This window comes from bacterium, assembly GCA_031082185.1.
In the GTDB taxonomy this organism is placed as follows: domain Bacteria; phylum Sysuimicrobiota; class Sysuimicrobiia; order Sysuimicrobiales; family Humicultoraceae; genus VGFA01.
Window position 1 is genome coordinate 1 of sequence record JAVHLI010000030.1, and the last position, 6,166, is coordinate 6,166.

Sequence of the window (6,166 nt, forward strand, 5' to 3'; positions counted from 1 at the left end):
TGTAGAACATCCGGATGACGATTCCGAAAAAGACGGATATGATCGGCATGGCTCAAGTATACCCAATCCCTCAAGGCCGTCGGCCTAACGTTTGGCGCATAACCTGCAGTGCGCCTGCAAGCCGCTCCCGCCCGAGGATACCCCATACGGCGTATTGTCAGGTTGATGCGCTGGTTCGGTCACCCCGCTTCAGCAGCCTTTTCGCCGTCTGCTCCCGGTACTCCTGGACGGCTCCAGCGACCATGCCGCTCTCAGGCTCGCGCAGGTGGCCCGCCAGCTGAAGGAGAGCCACGAACAGCGTGTCGACGACCTGGGGACTCGCGTACTCGTCCTCGACCTGCATGGTGATGGCGTTGACGATGCCGTTGAACTTGCGCGTCACGAGCAGCGGCATCCCGAGCGCCCCGATCCGCTCGCCCAGTCGCGCAACGAGGTCGGCGTCCTTCTGGTAGTGCGGCACGACCACTCCTTGGTGTGACCGAACGGTCAGCTTACAGCGGGGTTAACCTTCACGCCCGGTCCTTGTACGTCTGTGTCCTCGACTAGGCGGGGGCAGTCCAGGTCCACCAGAACCTCAGAGCCAGCCCGGAGGAGTTCCTCCAGCTCGTCGCCCCGTACCGCCAGGATATCGTCGTGGCCGTCGAGTGAGGGGATGGCCATCTCGCTCCGTCTCGAGACATGCGCCGAAGAGAGTCAGCGTGACCTGCTCCTCCCCCGAGCCCGGCGACTAACTGGAGAGCGCTCCGCGTTCAGCCCGTCGCTTGACTGGGCCGGCATGAGGGTACCGATGGGCTTTCTAGGTCGCGGGGAGAACCTCCGCCAGCTCCCTCCGGCTCTCAAAGAGAGGAAGCTGTGAACCTCGATAAGTGTTCGGTGCAGGCACCGCCTGGCACCGAAACCGTGAAACCAGTACGGCAGGGCTGATCTCGCGGCACGGAAGACACATCTCAGCGGCGTCTTCGGCCCCGCCGGAAGGAGGTCCCCACCTCTTGACGCGAGGAGGCCTCATAAGGGTTAGCTGGCAGACCGGTTTCGTGCGACGGTCACTCTCGGCCCACGGCTAGGGCTCGGAGTATTGCGACTTGTGCGCCGTCGGCAGGAACTGCGTCATGTACTTGCTGTACTGAGCGTAGTAGTGGTCCCAATCCGCGTCCTCGTATTCCTCAGGATTTGCCTGGACGTTGCGACTGACCAGCCGGGCACAGACAGCGTCGGCAACGACCTCCGCGAGCAACACGCGGAAGTGCTTCGTCTCCTGCCCAGGGAATTTTTGGTCCTTGCTGCCCAGGTAACGTTTCAGAGATGGGTGGCGTGCGGCGACCTCCAAGACGTTCTGCCGCCAGCGGTAGCGCTGATTCGTCAGGTCGATGTCCTCAAGCCGGATGGAGAGGTCTGCTCCCATAGGCACGTGCGCAGAGATATGGGCGACCGCCAAGTGGCGACCTAGTGTCGCCGTGAGGCTACCTGAAGCTTCCCTGCCGTCGCACTTGAGCCCAAGCTCGCATATTGCCACGCCCAGATCATCACGTGGTACAAGAACTGCTTGGCCTGTGACTTTGAAGTGGCGGGAATCCACCGCGACGTCGAACGAAGTAGGAATGGACACCAGCTCAAGCGGAGCGAACACCCGAACGGCCTTCCGCTTCTGATCGGTGCGCATGCTATACCGCTTCTTGCCGAACTGCAGCGATTTCACATGGCTGTACTTGTCGGCTTCGCTGGCAAGTACCTCGATGATGGACTCGTCGGTGATTGAGCCGACTCGGACGCGGATCCCTGTCGCTGGTGTCGGGTTGAGGGCCTTGACCTTCCAGGTCGCCTGAAGCACACCCTCTCTGCTGGGGTGTGGCTCGAGGCCGCAGTATGTCTTGTCAGCGGTGACCTCTGGCGAAAGGCATTGGATCTGAACGGTGGAGCCGACTTCGAGTTCCGGAAACGTCTCGAGCCGCACCGTAAGCCAGAACTGCCTCGAATGACCGACCACAACCTGAGTGAACGGGGGTGACAGCAGATAGCCACGCTCCATGAAACTGCTGTCAGGGTGACTGCCCTCGGGATCCCGCGCGACGTCTTCGTCTTCGCCAAAGTCGCGCATGAACTCGAGCGCAGCCTTCTCCAAAGCATCGAGCCGTTTGCGTGTCGCCTGGCTCTCGATTCTGGCGCGTTCGTGCTCCTCGCGGACGCGTTCCTCCTCAACGAGCGGCCGCAGCCGCTTCAGAGCCTCGCCGAAGAGAGCTTGGGTGAACGGGTGCTCCCTCGCCAGGCCGGAGCGTCTGGAGGGATCTGTGGGGTACGTCGGGTTGTCGTCTTCCGGCGGGAGCTTCCTCTCGAAGCGGTCGTCGAAGCGATTGCAGAGATCATCGATGTAGGGGCACACAAGCCTGCCGTAGAACCAGAGCGCATGCGGATTGGACTCGAGGCCGCTGTCAAAGAGCGTGGCCTCGTGAATGGCCCTGCGAGATTCGATGAGGATGCCCCCGAGCCTGAAGCGCTGATGCTCCTTGTCAAACCGCTCCCTGGCTCTGCAGACGATCAACTTGGCCGTGACTCCGGAATATCCAGGGATCTGGAGGGTCTCCTTCAATCTCTCCGTACCCTCGATGTGCAACGCATGGAGTACATCCTCCCGTCCATGATTCAAGTCGCGGAGGACTACCTTGCGACGCTTATCCGGCAGAATCCCCCTCAGACTCACGAGCTGTCGGGTCTGCTCATTCAGCTTGTCGTGTTGCGGAACACGCTGGGTTCCGTCCAGCTCTATCGTAACGAGGGTGCCGGTGCCCTTGGGAATCCCAAGGGCCTCGCGCACTTCGGGCGTTGCTTCTTGGGTGTCGTGTGAGATGAAGTCGAAGAATGGAGTGATCTCACATGAATGGTACTTGCCATCCGCGGCGATTGACTCGAACAAGACTCGCCCGAGAGCGGCCACGTCCTTCGCGCCCCTGGAGTGTGTTCCCCTTACGAGCTCTCCGCTGTCAAGGCCGCTGTCGCGGCCTCCGACAAAGGACAGCTTCCGCTCCATCGTAGCGGCGTCCATGCCGTCTGCGAAGTCGCGAACGCGGATAACGCTCTGTCCTGTGCCCCGGCGCCGCTCGAGCTCGATCTCGATAACGCCGTCGCTATCGAGAATCTGATAACGGTCGTCCGCGTTGGTCACAAGCTCGACGACCGCGTCGTAGATGTCGCGGACGGCGTGCTTCGCCGCCTGGATCAGCGCACGCGTGGTAGCTTGGACAGCGCGCCCTTTGCCTGTTGTCATCAGGGGCCTCCATTCTTGGCGCTAGCGTTGCGTGGCATAGGCTTGCTCGCATCTGGTGATGAAGTCGAGGACATCCTGTTGGTCGGCCGATTGCGCCTGACGTCGGATCCTGTCAAACCGCTGCTGCCAGACATCGTGTTCGGCGTCGACGCGACACTTCAGGAGGTCAGCGATCTGTCCCAGCATGGGGACGAAGCGCTCCGGGCTGTCTGCGTACTGCACGAAGAGGCGATGGTCGCGGACGCGCTTGAGTTGCCTGAGGATCTTCTGTCTGTGCTGCTTCACTAGGTCGCTGCCAGCGATCCCCTCGATGGTTGTCCGGTTCTGCTCGATCCAAGCTATGCCCCGCGACGTCAGCATCCAACCGTCGTCCACAGGCCTGCGGCGTGTCTTCGCGGTAAGACCGCGGTTCTGGCCGGCACGCCCCTCAACCAGCGCACCGTTCTGCTCCTTGCGGGCATCGGTGAGTGCAACCCTGACGATGTCCTTGTCAGGGTACTTCGTGTGCTTCACCCATGAGAAGGAAGCCGGGAAGAGCTCGAAGCACTTGATGGTGATGTCTTCCGTATGAACGCGGCTCGTGTCGCCGCCAAGCAGATACAAGGCGTAGACGACAAGCTCGCGATTTGGATATGTGCGAGAAGGAACTCCGATGATCCACCTCCCCGGGTTATGTCCGTGACGTTCGACGCCCCGTCTGCCAGCTAACGACCCCGCATAAGCTGCCTGCCACGGCTCGCCTCGGCAAGTTCGCCGGGCCACGGCTGGCTGTCGGTGGCTTTAAAGGACTGATGGCCGCGGCCGGACAGCTTCGTGCGGTAGTTAGGCGGCGAACTACAGTTTGTTGACCATTAGGTCAATCGCCTCGATGCAGTGCTGCTTGTAGCCCGGGTCGACTCGCACGCGCAGCCCGCCGATGTCCAACCGTCCCGTAGGCATCGAATAGAACGGGCAGCCTCTAGCGAAGGCGACGACGCCGGTGGTTTGGAAGTCACGTATGCTCACCACACCGCCCGTAGTGGACTTGGTAGTGGACTTGAAGGTGAATATGGTCGGATTGGACTTAATCAGTTCACGGATATCCTGATCGATGGATTCGAGGACGGCTGCGTAGGCAGAGGCCTCACCCATGTACTGCGTGATACGATTCCGGACAATCAGGTGTACACGGGGGAGGGTACGCCCTGCGTTCTCAAGCTTGGTGGCGAATGCGTACTTGGAATAGATGTCGGATGGCAATTTGAGCCCATACACGAGGGAGAAGGCATTCTGAATCGCCCGACGCGAAGAATCGTCAGCCATGACTGGGAGGACGAGTCTGGTCGCCGAAGAGAGCGCAATCTGAGTGTAGATCGAGAAGCTGGGGTTCGCGTCGATAAACACGGCGTCGAACCTGCCTTCCACCTTAGCGAGAAAGTCGCTGAGCCAGCTGATGACCTTAATCCAGGTGTCCGTGCCTGGGATCTGGGTGTTGGCCAGAGTGTTGATGGCATTCGACTGGAGCTCGAGGAGGGGGTCCCCGCAGAGCAGCCATATGTTGACGGGGACACTAGGGTTAACGGTTGCTGGGACGGTGAAAAAGTCGTGGGGGCTGAACTTGGCTTCGGAGAAGGGCGCGGGCAGCCGGAGCTGGAAGTAGCCGCCGATACTGCACCTCGGGATCATTCCGTGGCGGGCGAGAAGGTTCTTGCTTCCGCCATTGATGAGGCCGCCGAGGAACAGCTCGGAGAGATTCGCCTGAGGGCAGGCGTCAATGGCCAGCACTCGATCCTTTGGGTTCTTGTTGGCATAGCGGCAGATCGCCTGAAAGGCTAGGCTGGTTTTGCCCGTCCCTCCTTTGTTATTCCAGAACGCGTACGTTAGCACATTGTCCCCCCTGGACCGTGATAATGTCGCTATGGACACTATAGCGTCCACAACGGACGGCGTCAAGTCCCTGGGGTTCCCAGTGGAAATCGGGCGCGAGGATGAGGCTCTGGGGCGCGGCTCCGGCGAGAGCAGGGAGTGAGCCGCCTAACTCGAAACAGGCTGAACTATCTAACCCCGCTAACACTGCAAGCAGGTCACCCTATTCCCTGATCTCCCATCCTGCCGGCCTGGTTTCGCTGGTCAGTCTATCATTCCTCCATGTCCCTGCCTCCGCGCGCGCCGTCACGGCGTCAGCAGGCGATCCACCGGGCCGCGAACCGCCCCGGGGCCGCGGTTCAGCATGTGCGGACGATCCACGCAGATCCGAGCGGCAGGAAACCCCGGACCTCCTGCGCGCCGGCCGGACTACCTCGCACGCACCCGCATTCCGTCCCGAAGACCCTCCGTAGGAGCCGCTACCACCCGATCGCCCACCTCCACCCCGCTGAGCACCTGCACCTGCTTAGAGGTGCGCACGCCGATCTCGACCGGCCGGAACCGGGCGATCCCTCCGGTAACCACGAACACCCCAGTGCGCTCGAGCCGGGTCACGATGGCTGTCGCCGGCACCAGGAGCGCATCGGCCGCTACGATCCCCGTCCCCGCGATGTCCACCTGCACCCCGGGTCGTAGCAGCCGGTCAGGGTCGGTCAGGGCGACCTTCGCGCGGATGGACCAGGCCTGCCCGACACCGAACCTGGGATCGGCCACCCGCGACAGTTCCGTGATCTTCGCCGGGAAGACGCGGCCGGGATAGGCGTCGGAGCGCACCTCCAGGTCCTGCCCCTGCCGGACCTTGGCGACGTCGCCGGCCGCCAGGTCCACGGTCACCCAGACCTCGCGCAGGTCGGCGAGCGTGAGCAGAGCGGTCCCGGGCGTGACCAGTTCCCCGACTTCGACGTTCTTGCGGACGACCGTACCTGCGATCGGCGCCGCGATCGCCGTGGCGGCCAGTTGCGCCCGCGCGGCGCGCAGCGCTGCCTCCGCCTGCCCCACGAC

The 6,166-nt window shown here is 62.2% G+C and carries 6 protein-coding genes; all 6 read right to left on the reverse strand.

The window, feature by feature from the left end; all coding sequences use genetic code 11:
* Positions 1-157: 157 nt before the first annotated feature.
* Positions 158-460, reverse strand: a complete 303-nt coding sequence (locus RDU83_13860) for a hypothetical protein (protein ID MDQ7842086.1) — start codon at positions 458-460, stop codon at positions 158-160.
* Between the two features lie 26 nt (positions 461-486).
* Positions 487-660 carry a hypothetical protein gene (locus tag RDU83_13865; GenBank protein ID MDQ7842087.1) on the reverse strand — a complete coding sequence of 58 codons (174 nt, stop codon included), beginning with the start codon at positions 658-660 and terminating at the stop codon, positions 487-489.
* A 400-nt stretch (positions 661-1,060) separates the two neighbouring features.
* Positions 1,061-3,259: a hypothetical protein gene (locus tag RDU83_13870; GenBank protein MDQ7842088.1), complete on the reverse strand. Its 2,199-nt coding sequence runs from the start codon at positions 3,257-3,259 to the stop codon at positions 1,061-1,063.
* Positions 3,260-3,280: 21 nt separating this feature from the next.
* On the reverse strand, positions 3,281-3,862 hold the full coding sequence (locus RDU83_13875) for a hypothetical protein (protein MDQ7842089.1): 582 nt from the start codon (positions 3,860-3,862) through the stop codon (positions 3,281-3,283).
* 231 nt (positions 3,863-4,093) lie between these two features.
* Positions 4,094-5,125 (reverse strand): ParA family protein, encoded by a 1,032-nt coding sequence (locus RDU83_13880; protein ID MDQ7842090.1) that lies wholly within the window; start codon positions 5,123-5,125, stop codon positions 4,094-4,096.
* Between the two features lie 408 nt (positions 5,126-5,533).
* Positions 5,534-6,166 (reverse strand): efflux RND transporter periplasmic adaptor subunit (locus RDU83_13885; GenBank protein ID MDQ7842091.1); only part of this gene is annotated, 633 nt, incomplete at its 5' end.

Excerpts from the sequence above, each read along its gene's own strand:
- RDU83_13865 (MDQ7842087.1), bottom strand. The coding sequence starts at position 660 with ATGGCCATCCCCTCACTCGACGGCCACGACGATATCCTGGCGGTACGG.
- RDU83_13870 (MDQ7842088.1), bottom strand. The coding sequence starts at position 3,259 with ATGACAACAGGCAAAGGGCGCGCTGTCCAAGCTACCACGCGTGCGCTG.